Genomic DNA, 14,747 nt, shown 5'->3' with positions numbered 1-14,747 from the left:
GCGCCAACGCGAGGCTGGACCTCTTCCCGGGCTTTCCGACCATGGAGGACATGCGTGGGTCCCATCTCGTGGAGCCCACCTCGCCGATCGGCTGCGGACTCGCCGGCAGAAGCCCGGGACTGCCCGGCGGCACGTGAGCGAAAACTGGCCACCGCACACCGTCACGGCGCCGCAACACTGTCTCAGCGTTTCCATGTGCGCTCGTCGAGCACTGCATCTCGTGACCGGCCGCATGCCTGTGGTTCATTGGCGCCCGAGGCTGCGGGTGCAGGGCTCGGTCGCCCGGATCGAGAACCTGTTACAGCGTGGTGACGAAGTCGGCCAGCTGCGCGGCGTTCCGGCACTCGACCATGTCGATGACCTCGCCGTAGCGGTCGGCCGCGGAGTCACCGCTCCCCCACAGCCGGTGCGGCTCGGGGTTCAGCCAGTGCGCCGACCGGGCCTTGGACACCAGGCCGGCCAGCACCGGGACACCCGGCTGCCGGTAGTTCGTCCGCCCGTCGCCGAGCACGAGCAGCGACGTCTTCGGCCCGATCGCCGACGCCCACCGGTCGGCGAACACGTCGAAGGCGTTGCCGTAGTCGCTGTGCCCGTCGAAGGCGACCACCTGCGCCTCCCGGCCGATGCGGACGATGGCGTCGGCCACGTCGACGCCGGGGCGGAAGAAGCGGGTCACCTCGTCGGTGGAGTCCACGAAGGCGAAGGCGCGCACTCCGGTGAAGTGCTCGCGCAGGGCCTGGGTGAGCATCAGGGTGAAGTGACTGAACCCGGCCACCGAGCCGCTGACGTCGCAGAGCACCACCAGCTCCGGCTTGTGCACCTTGCGCGGCCGGTGGTGGGTGACCACGGGTACCCCACCGGTGCCCAGGGAGGCGCGGACGGTCTTGCGGAAGTCCAGCCGGCCCTCCCGGCCCAACCGGCGGCGGGCGGAGAGCCGGACCGCCAGGCGCCGGGCCAGCGGTGCCACCGCACGGCGCAGCTCGGCGAGGTCGGCGGACTGCGCCCGGAGGAAGTCCACCTGGTCGACCAGCGGCCGGACGGCGTTCTTGGCGACGCGGTCGCGCCCCTTCTCGGCCGCGGTCCGCCGCCGCACCTCGGCCTCCACGGCGCCCCGGAAGGCGGCCAGCCGGTCGCGCACGGTCTGCCGGGCCACCTGCTCGGCCAGCCCGCCCCGGCCGGCGTCGCCGAGCAGCCCGGCCAGCAGCTGAGCCACCAGGGTGTCCGGCGACAGTGCCCGCATGACCCGGTAGCTGAAGTACGACTGCCCCGACGGCGCCGGCTGACCGCGGCCCAGCAGGTCGACGGCGTCCCGGGCGAACCGGCGCAGGGCTTCCGGATCGCCGTCCTCGAGCAGCCGGAGCAGCTCGGCGCGCATGTCCTCGGCCAGCGCCTCCCCGTCGGGGACGTCGAGCGTGGACTCCCCCGGCTCGCCCGCCCCGTCCTCGCCCTCGGCCGCCGGCCGGTCGCCCAGTGGCCACCACAGGTCGAACAGCACGTCGTAGGCATCGCGCTGGGCGGCCCGCTGCAGCAGCACCGCCGCGAGCCCGTGGCGCAGCTGCTCCCGGTCGAGCAGGTCGACGACGGTGAGGATCTCGGCGGCGTCGACGGCCTGGCTGATCCCCACGGGGATCCCGGCCTCCCGCACGGCGCGCACGAACGCGTCGAGGTGCCCGGCGAGCCCGCCGTGCCCGACCGTCGACCCCGACGGCGCGGTCAACGCCGCTCCGCCAGGAGGACGGCAGCGCCGCAGGCACCGATCACACACCGGAGGTGTGTCCGGTTCCCCTGCGGAGCAGCGTTCATCAGTTCAGCCGCAGCTCGGCGGCGGCCCGGGTCTGGTCGCTGGCGTGCTTGAGCACCACCCCGAGGGTCGAGGCCATCGCCGGCTCGTCGAGGGTGTCCAGCCCCAGCTCGAGCAGGGTCTGCGCCCAGTCCAGGGTCTCCGAGATCGACGGCGACTTCTTGAGCTCCAGGCCACGCAGGGCCCGCACCGTGCGCACGAGCTGGTCGGCCAGCCCGGGCGCGAGGTCGGGCACCCGGGAGAGCACGATCTCCCGCTCCCGCTCGGCCGACGGATAGTCCAGCGCCAGGTAGAGGCAGCGTCGCTTGAGCGCCTCGGAGAGCTCGCGGGTGGCGTTGGAGGTGAGGACGACGGTCGGCCGGCGGGTGGCGGTGATCGTGCCGAGCTCGGGGATGGTCACCTGGAAGTCGCTCAGCACCTCCAGCAGCAGCCCCTCGACCTCGACGTCGGCCTTGTCGGTCTCGTCGATGAGCAGCACCGTCGGCTCCGCGCGCCGGATCGCGGTGAGCAGCGGGCGGGAGAGCAGGAACTCCTCGCCGAAGATGTCGTCGTGGACGGTGTCCCAGTCGGCCCCGCCGTCGGCCTGTGACGCCTGGATGCGCAGCAGCTGCTTCTTGTAGTTCCACTCGTACAGCGCCCGGGCCTCGTCCAGACCCTCGTAGCACTGCAGCCGGATGAGCTCCGACCCGGTGGCCGTCGCCAGCGCCTTGGCCAGCTCGGTCTTGCCCGTGCCGGCCGGCCCCTCGACGAGCAGCGGCTTGCCGAGCCGGTCGGCGAGGAAGACCGTCGTCGCGATCTGCGCGTCGGGCAGGTAGCCGGCGGTGGACAGCCGCTTGCTCACGTCCGCGACCGACGAGAAGTTCGGGGACTGCTGGCGGGGCATCGGGCTCCTGCTCGGGGCGGTGGGATGGGTGGCTGCTCGACGGAAGGCGTCAGCGGGTGTGGCCGGACCCCGTGACGACGTAGGTGGTCGAAGTCAGTTCGGGCAGGCCGAGCGGGCCGCGGGCGTGCAGCTTCTGGGTGGAGATGCCGATCTCGGCGCCGAAGCCGAACTCGCCGCCGTCGGTGAACCGGGTGGAGGCGTTGACCAGCACGGCGGCGGCGTCGACGCCGGCGGTGAAATCGGCGATGGCACCGGCGGAGTCGGCGACGATCGCCTCGCTGTGCCCGCTCCCCCAGGTCGCGATGTGCTCCAAGGCCTGCGGCAGGTCGTCGACCACCCGCACCGCCATGTCCATCGACAGGTACTCGGTCGCCCAGTCCTCGTCGGTGGCGGGGACGACGGACCCGTGGGCCGCCTGTGCCGGCTCGTCGCCGTGCAGGGTCACACTGGCCTCCACCAGCGCCGACAGCAGCCGGGGCAGGAACGGCACGTCGCGGTGCACGAGCAGCGTCTCGGCGGAGTTGCAGACGCTCACCCGGTGGGTCTTGGAGTTGAGCACGATCGCCTCGGCCATCGCCGCGTCGGCGGAGGCGTCGACGTAGACGTGGCAGTTGCCGACGCCGGTCTCGATGACCGGCACGGTCGACTCGCGGACGACGCGCTCGATGAGCGAAGCCCCGCCGCGCGGGATCACGACGTCGACCAGGCCGCGAGCGTTCAACAGCTCCCCCACCGACGCGCGGTCGGCCGGCAGCAGCTCCACGGAACCGGCCGGCAGCCCGGCCTTCTCCGCGGCCTCGGTGAGGACGGTGACCAACGCGGTGTTGGTGCCGAACGCCGAGGCCGAGCCGCGCAGGAGCGCGGCGTTGCCGCTCTTGAGGCACAGCCCCGCCGCGTCGACGGTGACGTTGGGCCGGGCCTCGTAGACGATGCCGACCACCCCGAGGGGCACCCGCACCTGGCGCAGCTGCAGGCCGTTGGCGAGCCGGGAGCCGCGGACGACGTCGCCGACCGGGTCGGGCAGCGCGACCAGCTGGCGGAGCGCGTCGGCCACGCCCGCCACCCGGCCGGCGTCCAGGCGCAGCCGGTCGAGCACCGACGCCGGAGTGCCGGCGGCCGCCGCGGCCGCCACGTCCTCGGCGTTCGCGGCGAGGATCTCGTCGGTGCGCCGGACCAGCGCGTCGGCCATCGCGGTCAGCGCGGCGTCCTTGGTCTCGGTGGGCAGGGTGCGCAGCACCCGTGCGGCCGCCCGCGCACGCAGGGCGGCGGCACCGATGAGCGGCAGGCCGGAGACGTCGGTCACGCACGGAAGGGTACGCGTGGAACTCCGCTCGATCCCGCGCCTGCGACCCCGTCGCCGCCACACCACCGGCTATGCGAGAATGATTCTCATGAACACTTCGGGTCTGCGTCGATCTGCCACCGCCTCTGCCGCAGCGACCCTGCTCCTGCTCGCCGGCTGTTCCGGCTCGGGCTCCCCCGCCGCGGAGGACGACCAGGTGGACGTCGTCGCCGGCTTCTACCCGCTGGAGTGGGCCGCGGAGCGCGTCGGCGGGAACCTCGTGTCGGTCTCGTCCCTGACCACCTCCGGCGCCGAGCCGCACGATCTCGAACTCACCCCCCAGGACGTCGCCGCCGTCTCCGACGCCGACCTGCTCGTCTACCTCAGCGGCTTCCAGCCGGCGGTGGACGACGCGGCCCGGTCGCAGGCCGGCGAGGCCGCGTGGGACGCCGCCGAGGCGGCCGACCTCTCCCTGTCCTCGGGCGGCTCGGAGCACGCGGAGGAGGAGGAGGACGAGCACGCCGAGGAGGAGCACGCCCACGACGAAGGCGCGGCGGACCCGCACTTCTGGCTGGACCCGCTGCGGCTGGCCGCGGTCGGCGACGCGCTGGCCGACCGGCTGGCCGAGCTCGATCCCGACGACGCGCAGGCCTACGCCGAGAACGCCGCCGCCCTGCGTGCCGACCTCGAGACCCTGGACGCCGAGATGGCCGAGGGCCTCGGCGACTGCCGGGTGGACACCCTGGTCACCAGCCACGACGCCTTCGGGTACCTCGCCGACCGCTACGGTTTCGACGTGGTGGGCATCAGCGGGCTCAGCCCCGACCAGGAGCCCTCGGCCGACCAGATGGCCGAGATCTCCGCGCTCGTCGGCGAGCGGGACGTGACCACCGTCTACACCGAGACGCTGGTCGACCCCTCTGTGGCCGAGACGGTCGCCGACGAGGCCGGCGTCCGGACCGCCGTCCTGGACCCGATCGAGGGCCTGACCGACGAGTCGGCCGGCGAGGACTACCTCGAGGTCATGCGCAGCAACCTCGCCACGCTGGCCGAGGGCCAGTCCTGCTCGTGAACCGACCGGCCACGGCACCGGCCGTCATCCACCTGCGGGACGCCACGATCGGCTACGGCGACGTGCCGATCGTGCGCGGTGCGGATCTGACGGTCGGCCCCGGGGAGGCGGTCGCGGTCCTGGGCTCCAACGGCTCGGGGAAGACCACGCTCGCCCGGGGGCTGCTGGGACTGGCGGCGGTGCTCGGCGGGGACGTCGAGCTGCTCGGCGCGCCGGTCGGGCGGCTGAGTCATCGCCCGCCCGCCCAGCGCGGCCGGGTGGGCTACGTCCCCCAGCGCCACTCGGTGACCGGGGCGGTCCCGGCCACGGTCCGCGAGGTGGTGGGCGTGGGCCGCCTGGCCCACCTCGGCCTGTTCCGCCGGCTCGGCGCCGCCGACCGGGCGGCCGTCACCGACGCCGTGGCCGCGGTCGGTCTCGCCGACCGGCTGGACGACCCGGTCGCCGCGCTGTCCGGTGGCCAGCAGCGGCGGGTGCTCGTGGCCCGCGCGCTCGCCGCCGAACCCGAGCTGCTGATCATGGACGAGCCGACCGCCGGGGTGGACGCCGCGAGCCAGGAGGCGCTGGCCGGCGTCCTCGCGCGGGTCTCGTCGGGCGGCACCACGCTGGTCGTCGTCACGCACGAGACCGCCCCGCTGGCCGGCGTCCTCACCCGGGCGGTCGTGGTCGACCACGGCCGGATCTCCTACGACGGCCCCCTGCTGCCGGGCCACACCCTGGACGAACCGGACCCCCACCACCACCCGCACGACACGGCGCCGCGCGGCTACCGGATGGACCAGCCGACCGTGACCACCCGGCGCGGCGGCTCCGCCGAGCAGGGACGCTGACGTGGACATCCTCGACTACGACTTCATGCAGCGGGCGCTGCTGGCCTCCCTCATGGTCGGGCTCGTCGCCCCCGCCGTCGGCGTGTTCCTCGTGCAGCGGCGGCTGTCCCTGCTGGGCGACGGGCTCGGGCACGTGGCGCTCACCGGCGTGGCCGTCGGCGTCCTGACCGCCACCAGCCCGGTGTGGACGGCGCTGGTGGCCGCCGTCCTCGGCGCGGTGCTCATCGAGCTGGTCCGGGCCCGGGGGCGCACCAGCGGCGACGTCGCCCTCGCCGTCCTCTTCTACGGGGGCATCGCCGGCGGCGTCGTCCTGCTGAGCCTCGCCCCCCGCGGGCAGGCCACCAACCTCGACTCGTACCTCTTCGGCGCCATCACCACGACCAGCACCGAGGACGTGGCGGTGTTCGCCGGCATCGCGCTGGTCGTGCTGGCCACCGTCGCCCTGCTCGGCCACCGGCTGTACGCGGTGAGCGACGACGAGGAGTACGCCCGCGCGGTCGGGCTCCCGGTGCTCGCGCTCAACGTCGTGCTGGCCGCCCTCGTCGCCGCCACGGTCGTGCTCTCCATGCGGGTCGTCGGCCTGCTGCTGATCAGCGCCCTCATGATCGTGCCGAGCGCCATCGCCCAGCTCCTGGCCCGCAGCTTCCGCACGACCCTGGCCCTGGCGTGCGTGGTCGGGCTGGTCGTGAGCGTCGCCGGGACGACCACGTCCTTCTACGCCGGAACACCCTCGGGCGGGACGATCGTGCTGCTGGCCATCGCGCTGTTCCTGCTCGTCACCACCGGGGTGACCGTTCGGGACGCGACGGCCCGCCGCCGGCACCGGCGCAGGACCGACGTGCACGACGCACACCCCCACGAGCACGGCGAGGGCTGCGGGCACCAGCCGGTCTTCCACGGCGACCACGTCGACTACGACCACGACGGGCACCTGCACGCCCCGCACCTGACCGGCACGGGCATCCACTACGACGAGCACGGGTCGGACGCCGCCCCCGTGCACCGGCCCGGGAAGGGAGCCGCCCGGTGAGCGGAGCCGACCAGCCGGAGGGGACGGCGCGGCGGCCGAGCCGGCAGCGCAGCGCGGTGCTCGCCCTGCTCGACGACCTCGACGGATTCAGCAGCGCGCAGGATCTGCACGCGCTGCTGCGCGAGCGCGGCGACGCGGTGGGGCTGGCGACGGTCTACCGGGCCCTGCAGGCGCTGGTGGACGACGGCCAGGTCGACGTCCTGCGGGGAGCGGACGGGGAGGCGGCCTACCGGCGGTGCTCGCCGGTCCACCACCACCACCTGGTGTGCCGATCGTGCGGCACGACCGTCGAGGTCGCCGACCCGCCCGTCGAGCGGTGGGCCAGGCAGATCGCGGCCGAGCACGGCTTCGCCGACGTCCAGCACCAGGTCGAGGTCTTCGGCACCTGCCGCGCGTGCACCACGGCCGGCCCCGTCGTGAGCTGAGGAGGCGTCAGCGGTCGCGCAGGGCGCGCAGCGCCGACTTCCGCGCCTCCCCGGTGAGCCGGTCCAGGAAGACCTTGCCGTCGAGGTGGTCGACCTCGTGCTGCAGGGCCCGGGCCATCAGCCCGGTCCCCTCCAGCCGCAGCGGCGTGCCGTCGACGTCGAACCCTTCGGCGACGCAGTGCATCGCGCGGACGGTCGGCGCCCAGATACCGGGCACCGACAGGCAGCCCTCGTCGCCGTCCTGGATCTCCTCGGACCGCTCGACGATCACCGGGTTGACCATGTGCCCGATCACCCCGTCGACGTTGTAGGAGAACGCACGGACCCCGACGCCGATCTGGGGCGCGGCCACGCCGGCCCGGCCGGGGTGCTCGACGGTGTCCTCCAGGTCGCGGATCAACGCGGCCAGCCAGCCGTCGAAGGCCCGGACCGGGTCGGAGGGGGTGCGGAGCACGGGGTCACCGAGTTCGCGGATGGGACGGATCGTCACCGGGCCAGTCTTGCAGCCCCGCCCCAGCGCTCAGCGCAGACGTCCGACCAGCACCATCTCGTCGCGGTGCACCACCTCGCGGCGGTGCTCGGGCGGCAGGTCGCCGGTCTTGCGCCCGAGCAGGCCCGGCATCTCACGGGCGTCGTAGGCCACCAGGCCACGGGCCACCACCGCGCCGTCGGGCCCGACCAGCTCGACCGGGTCGTCGGCGAGGAACTCCCCCGCGATGCCGGTGATGCCGGCGGCCAGCAGCGAGGCGTGCCGCTCCCGCACCGCGGTGACCGCGCCGTCGTCGAGGATCAGCCGGCCGCGCGGCCGGCTGGCGTAGCGCAGCCAGAACTGCCGGGCGCTGGGCCGCTTGCCCATGGCCCCGAAGAGCGTGCCCACCCGGTTGCCGGCCAGGGCGTCGGCGGCCTGCGGGGTGGAGGTGATCACCACGGGGACGCCGGCGTGCGCGGCGATGAAGGCGGCCTCGACCTTGGTGGCCATGCCTCCGGTGCCCACGCCGTTGCGGCTGGCCGAGCCCAGGCTGACCGCCGCGAGGTCGCCGGGCTCGCGCACCGTGTCGACCAGCTGGGCGGGGCCGGTGCGCGGGTCTCCGTCGTACACGCCGTCGACGTCGGAGAGCAGCACCAGCGCCCCGGCCTGCGCGACGTGCGCCACCAGCGCGGCCAGCCGGTCGTTGTCGCCGAACCGGATCTCCTCGGTGGCGACCGTGTCGTTCTCGTTGACGATCGGCAGCACGCCCAGCGACAGCAGCCGCTCGACCGTCCGGTGGGCGTTGCGGTAATGGCTGCGACGGGTCAGGTCGTCGGCGGTGAGCAGCACCTGTCCCACGGTGATCCCGTGCCGGGCGAAGGCGTCGGCGTAGGTCTGGGCCAGCCGCAGCTGACCCACGCTGGCCGCCGCCTGCGCGGTGGCCAGGTCACGCGGGCGCCCGTCGATCCCCAGCGGGGCCAGTCCGGCGGCGATCGCGCCGGAGGACACCAGCACGACCTCCCGGCCGGACGCCCGCACGGCGGCGAGCACGTCCACCAGCGCCGTCAGCCGCTCGACGTCCAGACCGCCGGGGAGGGTGGTCAGCGACGAGGAGCCGACCTTGACCACGACCCGACCGGCGCCGGCGATCTCCGGGCGGGCGGTGGTGGTGGCCGGCGCGCCGGTCACCGGGCGCCGTCCGCTTCGTCGTCCTCCGCACCGTCGTCGAGGCCGGCGAGGTCCTCGTCGGTCCAGCCGCCCTCGGTGACCTCGAACGGCACCCGGCGGGCGCGCTTCGCAGCGAGCCGCTCGGTGGCGCCGACCCGCTCGGTGGTCTCCAACCGGTTGTCGGTGCCGCGACCGCCGAGCCCGGCGGACTCCTCCGCGGTGAGCGTGCCGGCCGGCAGCGTCGGGGCCCAGTCGAAGGTGACGTCGCCGATGGTGACCGCGTCGCCCTCGCGGGCGCCGGCCTCGGCCAGCTTCTCCTCGACCCCGAGCCGGTTGAGCCGGTCGGCCAGGTAGCCGACGGCCTCGTCGTTGGTGAAGTCGGTCTGGCGGACCCAGCGCTCGGGCTTCACGCCGCGGACGACGAACGCCTCGTCGTCGTCGGGATCCCGCTCGACGGTGAAGCCGGTGTCGTCGACCGCCCGCGGGGTCAGGGTCACCCGCACCGGTTCGGGCGCCGGGAGCGAGGCCCGGTGCTCCTCGACCGCCGCGGCGAGCGCGTAACCGAACGCGGCCAGCCCCTCGCCGGTCGCGGCGCTGACGGGGAAGACCTGCAGGCCGCGTTCCTCGAGCGAGGCCCGCACGAGGTCGACCAGCTCCCGGCCGTCCGGGACGTCGATCTTGTTGAGCACCGCGATCCGCAGGCGCCCGACGAGGTCCAGCTCGTCCCCCCCGTACTCGGCGAGCTCGTGCTCCAGTGCCTCGATGTCGCTCTCGGGGTCCCGGCCGGGCTCCATCGTGGCCATGTCGACGACGTGCACCAGGACGGCGCAGCGCTCCACGTGCCGGAGGAACTGCAGGCCGAGCCCCTTGCCGGTGGACGCGCCGGGGATGAGCCCGGGGACGTCGGCCATCGTGTAGACGGTGTCGCCGGACCGGATCACACCCAGGTTGGGCACCAGGGTGGTGAACGGGTAGTCGGCGATCTTCGGCCGGGCCGAGGACATGGCGGCGATCAGCGACGACTTGCCGGCCGACGGGTACCCGACCAGGCCGACGTCGGCGATGCTCTTGAGCTCCAGCACCGCGTCGAACGCCTCGCCGGGCTCGCCGAGCAGCGCGAAGCCGGGCGCCTTCCGCCGGGGGTTGGCGAGTGCGGCGTTGCCGAGCCCGCCCTTGCCGCCGTGCGCCAGCACGACGCGGGTGCCCGCACCGACGAGGTCGGCGATCACGCGGCCGTCGGGGGCGCTGACCACGGTGCCCTCGGGGACCCGCAGCACGCGGTCCTCGCCCCGGGCGCCGTGCCGGTTGCTGCCGGCGCCGGGGCGGCCGTTGGCCGCCTTCTGGTGCGGGCGGTGGTGGAAGTCGAGGAGGGTGTGCGCGCTGGGGTCGACCTCGAGGACGACGTTGCCGCCGTCCCCGCCGTTGCCCCCGTCGGGGCCGCCGAGCGGCTTGAATTTCTCCCGGTGCACCGAGGACACGCCGTGCCCGCCGTTGCCGGCGGAGACGTGGATGGTGACGCGGTCGACGAAAGCGGCCATGTGTTCCGAGCGGACGAGGTCCGCGCCGCCTCCTAGCTACCTGTCAAGCGCCACGAGCGCACGGGCCGCCGGCCCGTGCGCTCGTCGCGAAGCGAATGTGCGGTCCCCTGCAGGGCAGGGGCGTTGTTCAGGCCTCGACCGCGGTGATGGAGACGGTCTTGCGTCCCCGCCGGGTGCCGAAGGTGACCGAGCCGGGTGCGAGCGCGAACAGCGTGTCGTCGCCGCCGCGGCCGACGCCGAGGCCCGGGTGGAAGTGGGTGCCACGCTGGCGGACGATGATCTCGCCGGCCTTGACGACCTGCCCACCGAAACGCTTCACGCCGAGACGCTGGGCGTTCGAGTCACGACCGTTGCGGGACGACGAGGCGCCCTTCTTGTGTGCCATGTCGGCGTCAGCCCTTCGAGATGTCGCGGACCACGACGCTGGTCAGGGGCTGACGATGCCCCTGCCGCTTGTGGTAGCCGGTCTTGTTCTTGAACTTGTGGATGTGGATCTTCGGGCCCTTGCCGTGCTCGACGATCTCGCCGGTCACGGTCACCGTGGCCAGGGTCGCCGCATCGCTGGTGACGGTGTCCCCGTCGACCAGCAGGATGGCCGGGAGGGCAACGGTGTCGCCCGCCGCGCCCTGCAGGCGGTTGATCGTGAACGTGTCGCCCACGGCCACCTTGTGCTGGCTGCCGCCGGCCTTCACCACTGCGTACACCACTGACTCCTCGTTCGCTTCTTCACGTCAAGCTCTGTGTCCGGCGCGCACGACCGGAACGGGCGCCGGGTGCTTGGACGGGTTGCGCACACCTTCCCGGCGGCGCCCGAGGGCGCCCGCGCGGTGGCGCAGCAACCCGTCCAGCGTACCCGAGTTGAAGGACCCCGTCCCACTCACCCCTCGCACGCTCGGGGCGAGCCTCCGGACGGGGCCTTACGCGGGCGGACCTGCCGGGCGGCTGGCGGCCCGGCGACGCCGCGGCCGGGTGCTCGTGGCCGGCGGCTCCTCGTCGCCCACGGAGCCGTCCTGGGCGGGCTGATCGTCCGCCTCGGCACCGGCGTCGGGCGTGTGCGCCACCGCACCGGGGAGGACGTCGGCCGTCGTGGTCGCCGGGACGACCGGCACCGCGTCCTGCTCCGGCACCTCGACGGCACCGACCTCACCGGCCGGCAGCACGTCCTCGGCCTCGGTCTCCGGCGGTGACGATGCCGGTGCCGGCACGGTCTCGGGCAGCGGCTCGACGGTCGCGACCGACCCGCTGCGACGGCGCACGGGCGCCACGACCGGCTCGCCGTGGATCTCGCCGTCGTCCGGCTCCTGCGCCACGGGCACCGCCTCCGCGGTGGAGGTTCCGCCGGCCCCCTCCCCGGAGCCGGCCGCGCCCGCGAGCACGGCGGCGTCCTCGGCCGCGCGCTCCTCGCCCGACTGGCCGCGGTTGCGGCGGCCCCGGTTGCGACGCCCGCCGCGACCGCCCTCGGAGGCCTCGCCGTCACCGGTCGGGGCCTCGGCCTGACGACCCTGGGCGCCGTCCTCGGCAGTCTCCTTGTCGGACGTCTCCTTGCTGCCGCCCCCGCGGTTGCGGCCGGGGTCCTTGCCGCCGCTGCCCGACTGGCCGGAGTCCTTGCCGCCAGGGTCCTTGCCACCGGAGTCCTTGCCGCCGGAGTCCTTGCTACCGGACTCCTTGCCACCGCCGCCGCCACCGCCGCTGCTGCCACCGCCCCGGCGCTTCTCGTCCACGGGGTCGAGGTGCACCAGGATCCCGCGGCCGCGGCAGTGCTCGCAGGACTCGGAGAAGACCTCCAGCAGGCCCTGGCCGACCCGCTTGCGGGTCATCTGCACCAGGCCCAGGGAGGTGACCTCCGCGACCTGGTGCTTGGTGCGGTCGCGGCCCAGGCACTCGGTGAGCCGGCGCAGGACGAGGTCCCGGTTGCTCTCCAGGACCATGTCGATGAAGTCGATGACGATGATGCCGCCGATGTCGCGCAGCCGGAGCTGGCGGACGATCTCCTCGGCCGCCTCCATGTTGTTGCGCGTGACGGTCTGCTCGAGGTTGCCACCGGAGCCGGTGAACTTGCCGGTGTTGACGTCGACGACGGTCATCGCCTCGGTGCGGTCGATCACCAGCGAGCCACCCGAGGGCAGCCACACCTTGCGGTCCAGCGCCTTGGTCAGCTGCTCGTCCACCCGCAGGTCGCGGAAGGCGTCGCCCTCCCCCGTGTAGCGGGTCAGCCGCTCGGTCAGCTCCGGGGAGACGTGCGCGACGTAGGCCTCGACGGTGTCCCACGCGTCGTCGCCCTGGACCACCAGCTCCTTGAAGTCCTCGTTGAAGACGTCGCGGATGACCCGGATGGCGAGATCGGGCTCGCCGTAGAGCAGCGACGGGGCGCTGGAGGTGGACTCCGCCTTCTTCTGGATGACGTCCCACTGCGCGGTCAGCCGGTTGACGTCGCGGGTGAGCTCCTCCTCCGAGGCGCCCTCCGCGGCGGTCCTGATGATGACGCCGGCGTCCTCGGGGACGATCCGCTTCAGGATGTCCTTGAGCCGCTGCCGCTCGGTGTCGGGCAGCTTGCGGCTGATGCCGGTCATCGAGCCACCCGGCACGTAGACCAGGAACCGGCCGGGCAGGTTGATCTGCTGCGTCAGCCGGGCACCCTTGTGCCCGATCGGGTCCTTGGTGACCTGCACGAGGATCTTGTCGCCGGACTTGAACGCCTGCTCGATGGAGCGCTGCTTGCCGGACAGGCCGGCGGCGTCCCAGTTCACCTCACCGGCGTAGACGACGGCATTGCGCCCCTTGCCGATGTCGACGAAGGCCGCCTCCATGCTGGGGAGGACGTTCTGCACGCGGCCGAGGTAGACGTTCCCGGCGAACGACGTCGCCGTCGCCTGGGTGACGTAGTGCTCGACGAGGATGTCGTCCTCGAGGACGGCGATCTGGGTGCGCTCGCCGCGCTGGCGGATGACCATCTTCCGGTCCACCGCCTCGCGACGGGCGAGGAACTCCGACTCGGTCAGGATCGGTGTGCGCCGACGCCCGGTGTCCCGGCCGTCCCGGCGGCGCTGACGCTTGGCCTCGAGCCGGGTGGAGCCGGCGATGCCACGGACGTCGTCGTCGCTGGTGCTCCGGCCGTTGCGACCGGCCCGCTCCGGACGGTCGTCGTCGCTCTCGTCGGCGGAGTCATCGGCGGCCGAGCCGCTGCTGCGCCGGCGACGGCGCCGCCGGCGGCGGGTGCCCGAGCCGGTCGAGCCCTCGTCGTCGCCGTCGTCCTCGGTGTCCGTGGTCCCGTCCGCGGTGTCGGTTTCCTCGTCGGTGTCGGAGTCGGCGTCCTCGACGCCGGGGCGCTCGTCACCGTTGTCGTCGTCCGAGTCCGAGGCGTCCTCGCCGCTGCGACCGCGTCCGCGCCCGCGACGACCACGACGCCGGCGCCGACTGGCCGACGAGCCCCCCTCCTCGGAGTCCTCGTCGGAGGCGTCCTGGTCCTCGGCGTCCTCGTCCTCGGCGGTGGTCTCGGCCGTTTCCTGCTGGTCGTCGGCCGGGCGGCGGCGAGAGCGGTTGCGGCGGGAGCGGGGCGCCTCCTCGGCGACCTCCTCGTCGCCGCTCTGCCGTGTCTCGGCCGGCTCCTCCAGCGCGTCGGGGTCGGGCGACTCCGCCGGGCGGCGACTACGCCGGCGAGGGGCCGGCGGCACGTCGGCCGGCGGGGCCATGAAGCTGATGAAGGCCGGGACCGGCGCCGCGGGGGCGGGGGCGACCGCCTCGACGGAGTCCGGGTCGGCCGCGCCCGCCGGGCGGGTCGCCCGGCGGCGGGAGCGGGCGACGACGGCGGTCGGTTCCGGCGAGCTGAACTGCGCCCCGAACGGGGACCGCACCGATTCGTGCTCCGCGTCGTCGGAGCCGGCGTCCACGGAGGGCTGGGCGGGCGGCTGCGGCTCGGCGGGCGATCCGGAGGAGGCGTCCGTCTCCGTCTCGGCGTCCGTCTCCGTCTCGGCGTCCGTCTCCTCGTCGGCCGGTGCCCCTTCCTCGGGGGTCGCCGGCATGCCGGTGGCCTCGGCCTCGGCAGGCTGCGAGGCGCCCGCCGGGACGTCGTCGCCCTGGATGTCGTCGTGCGCGGTGGTGTGGTCGGTGTCAGCCACGAGGGCTCGCCTCCTGTGTGGTGCTCCCGGGCGCCGATCGGTTCGACTGGCGGCCGCGCAGGAGCACGGGTTGGGCGGGGCGAGCCGCCGCGCGGGGTACGACGGACGGGCTCGCCCTGCGAAGTCTGTGGGCGGCTC

Annotated in this window: 13 protein-coding genes; 4 read left to right on the top strand and 9 right to left on the bottom strand. The window is 74.2% G+C overall.

Going from position 1 to position 14,747, the window contains the following annotated elements; genetic code table 11:
* Positions 1-298 precede the first annotated feature (298 nt).
* From QOZ86_RS09765 to QOZ86_RS09755, 3 genes are all read right to left on the bottom strand, one after another.
* On the bottom strand, positions 299-1,717 hold the full coding sequence (locus tag QOZ86_RS09765) for a vWA domain-containing protein (RefSeq protein ID WP_284491770.1): 1,419 nt from the start codon (positions 1,715-1,717) through the stop codon (positions 299-301).
* An 85-nt stretch (positions 1,718-1,802) separates the two neighbouring features.
* Entirely contained in the window at positions 1,803-2,684 is an 882-nt protein-coding gene (locus tag QOZ86_RS09760; protein ID WP_284491769.1) for an AAA family ATPase, read from the bottom strand.
* Between the two features lie 49 nt (positions 2,685-2,733).
* Positions 2,734-3,987, bottom strand: coding sequence for a glutamate-5-semialdehyde dehydrogenase (locus QOZ86_RS09755; RefSeq protein WP_284491768.1), 1,254 nt, complete (start codon positions 3,985-3,987; stop codon positions 2,734-2,736).
* A gap of 88 nt (positions 3,988-4,075) precedes the next feature.
* Here QOZ86_RS09755 and QOZ86_RS09750 point away from each other — a divergent pair, with 88 nt between their 5' ends.
* From QOZ86_RS09750 to QOZ86_RS09735, 4 genes are read left to right on the top strand one after another with little or no spacing between them, the layout of a single operon-like run.
* Positions 4,076-5,038 (top strand): metal ABC transporter substrate-binding protein, encoded by a 963-nt coding sequence (locus QOZ86_RS09750; RefSeq protein WP_284491767.1) that lies wholly within the window; start codon positions 4,076-4,078, stop codon positions 5,036-5,038.
* Positions 5,035-5,865, top strand: coding sequence for a metal ABC transporter ATP-binding protein (locus tag QOZ86_RS09745; RefSeq protein ID WP_284491766.1), 831 nt, complete (start codon positions 5,035-5,037; stop codon positions 5,863-5,865). Before QOZ86_RS09750 ends, QOZ86_RS09745 begins: the two co-directional genes overlap by 4 nt.
* A 1-nt stretch (position 5,866) precedes the next feature.
* Positions 5,867-6,895, top strand: coding sequence for a metal ABC transporter permease (locus QOZ86_RS09740; protein ID WP_284491765.1), 1,029 nt, complete (start codon positions 5,867-5,869; stop codon positions 6,893-6,895).
* Positions 6,892-7,320: a Fur family transcriptional regulator gene (locus QOZ86_RS09735; protein ID WP_284491764.1), complete on the top strand. Its 429-nt coding sequence runs from the start codon at positions 6,892-6,894 to the stop codon at positions 7,318-7,320. The genes QOZ86_RS09740 and QOZ86_RS09735 overlap by 4 nt, the downstream gene beginning before the upstream one ends.
* Positions 7,321-7,327: 7 nt before the next feature.
* Here QOZ86_RS09735 and QOZ86_RS09730 read toward each other — a convergent pair whose 3' ends face one another.
* The 6 genes from QOZ86_RS09730 to QOZ86_RS09705 all read right to left on the bottom strand — a co-directional run bounded on the left by QOZ86_RS09730 (position 7,328) and on the right by QOZ86_RS09705 (position 14,609).
* Positions 7,328-7,810 carry a peptide deformylase gene (locus tag QOZ86_RS09730; RefSeq protein ID WP_284491763.1) on the bottom strand — a complete coding sequence of 161 codons (483 nt, stop codon included), beginning with the start codon at positions 7,808-7,810 and terminating at the stop codon, positions 7,328-7,330.
* 30 nt (positions 7,811-7,840) lie between these two features.
* Positions 7,841-8,977 (bottom strand): glutamate 5-kinase, encoded by a 1,137-nt coding sequence (gene proB, locus QOZ86_RS09725; RefSeq protein ID WP_284491762.1) that lies wholly within the window; start codon positions 8,975-8,977, stop codon positions 7,841-7,843.
* Positions 8,974-10,494, bottom strand: a complete 1,521-nt coding sequence (gene obgE / locus QOZ86_RS09720; protein ID WP_284491761.1) for a GTPase ObgE — start codon at positions 10,492-10,494, stop codon at positions 8,974-8,976. Before obgE ends, proB begins: the two co-directional genes overlap by 4 nt.
* Positions 10,495-10,621: 127 nt before the next feature.
* The gene (rpmA, locus tag QOZ86_RS09715; protein ID WP_014375373.1) at positions 10,622-10,879 is read right to left on the bottom strand and encodes a 50S ribosomal protein L27; all 258 of its coding nucleotides are present in this window, start codon (positions 10,877-10,879) and stop codon (positions 10,622-10,624) included.
* Positions 10,880-10,886: 7 nt separating this feature from the next.
* Positions 10,887-11,198 carry a 50S ribosomal protein L21 gene (gene rplU / locus QOZ86_RS09710; protein WP_041775655.1) on the bottom strand — a complete coding sequence of 104 codons (312 nt, stop codon included), beginning with the start codon at positions 11,196-11,198 and terminating at the stop codon, positions 10,887-10,889.
* A gap of 213 nt (positions 11,199-11,411) precedes the next feature.
* Positions 11,412-14,609: an Rne/Rng family ribonuclease gene (locus QOZ86_RS09705; RefSeq protein ID WP_284491760.1), complete on the bottom strand. Its 3,198-nt coding sequence runs from the start codon at positions 14,607-14,609 to the stop codon at positions 11,412-11,414.
* Positions 14,610-14,747: the final 138 nt, after the last annotated feature.

The sequence above is a fragment of the Blastococcus capsensis genome, assembly GCF_030165005.1.
In the GTDB taxonomy this organism is placed as follows: Bacteria; Actinomycetota; Actinomycetes; order Mycobacteriales; family Geodermatophilaceae; genus Blastococcus; species Blastococcus capsensis.
The sequence above is the reverse complement of the archived record's forward strand: the minus strand, read 5'-3'. Positions and strand labels throughout refer to the sequence as shown.